Origin of the sequence: Streptomyces sp. SID5910, from assembly GCF_009862125.1 — a bacterium.
GTDB lineage: Bacteria > Actinomycetota > Actinomycetes > Streptomycetales > Streptomycetaceae > Streptomyces.
This window is the reverse complement of sequence record NZ_WWHX01000104.1, coordinates 1-1,119: the sequence shown is the minus strand read 5'-3', so window position 1 is coordinate 1,119 and position 1,119 is coordinate 1. Positions and strand designations below refer to the sequence as shown.

The window sequence follows — 1,119 nt, the reverse complement described above, 5'->3', positions numbered from 1 at the left end:
CCGTCGACGGCAACCCCTACGACGCCGTCCGGCTCGGCGCCCCCGCGCGCGCCGCCGGCCGGCTGACCGGCGTCTTCGCCGCCCACGCCGACGCCCTCGCCCGCGGCGACGGGACCGGCCTTGACCAGGTCGCCGGGGAGTTGGAGCGGCGCGGCTTCCTGCTCTTCGCCGCCGAGGCGCACGCCCAGGCGGTACGCGCCCACCGCGATCCGCGGGCCGCCCGCACCGCCCGCACCCGCGCCGTCGCCCTCGCCCGCCGCTGCGAGGGCGCCCGCACCCCGGCCCTGGCCGGTCTGGTGCTCGGCGAACTCACCGCCCGCCAGCGGCAGATCGTCACGCTCGCCGCGGCCGGACTGAGCAACCGCCAGATCGCCGAGAGACTCACGCTCTCCGTCCGCACCGTCGGCAACCACCTCTACAGCGCCTACACCCGCCTCGGCGCTGGCGACCGCGGCGCCCTGCCCTGGCTGGTGGACCTGCCCGCGGCCCAGCCTGCCTGACGACGGCCCGGGTCAGGCGGCGCCGAACGCCGAGAACGCCCACCCCGTGGCCTGGTGCACGGCGTCGCCCGGCAGCGCGGCCCGCGCGTCGCGCAGCGCCTCCGCCAGGGACAGGCCGGCGTCCAGCCCCTTGTGCAGCGCGAGCATCAACGGCACCAGCGCGGCGTCGTTGACCGGCGCGCTGCACGCCACCACCCCGGCGGTGCCCAGCGGCAGCAGCGCGGTGACCAGCCCGAGCAGCTCGTCCGCGCCGACGGACGCGAGGCGGGCGGTGTCGCAGCAGGACAGGATGATCCGATACGGGCTGCGGTCCAGCCGCTCGAAGTCGTGCACGATCAACGGCCCGTCCGCCATCCGCAGCGAGGAGAACAGGGGACTGTCGGCGCGGAACGTGCCGTGCGCGGCGATATGGGCCAGCACGGCCCCGTCCAGCTCCCGCAACACCCGGGGCACCCGAGCATCGTCCCCCTCCAGCAGAACCGGAGCCCCATACCCGCCCCGCACCTCCGCCCCGCCCCCGCGCTCGCCGCCCGCCCCGGCGTCCGGGGGTGTCAGCGGTGCGTCGCCGGACGGCGCGGCCACGGGCCTGTCCGGCACGTCCCGCGTGTCTCGCCCATCC

The 1,119-nt window shown here is 77.7% G+C and carries 2 protein-coding genes; one reads left to right on the top strand and one right to left on the bottom strand.

Annotation, left to right across the window (positions count from 1 at the left end; translation table 11 throughout):
* Positions 1-500: helix-turn-helix transcriptional regulator (locus GTW67_RS03780; RefSeq protein ID WP_161163365.1), on the top strand; the 500-nt coding region annotated here is incomplete at its 5' end.
* Positions 501-512: 12 nt separating this feature from the next.
* On the opposite strand, the gene GTW67_RS03775 is transcribed toward GTW67_RS03780, so the two are convergent.
* Positions 513-1,119, bottom strand: a 607-nt coding sequence (locus GTW67_RS03775; protein WP_237518644.1) for a CHAT domain-containing protein, incomplete at its 5' end; no start/stop codon positions are given.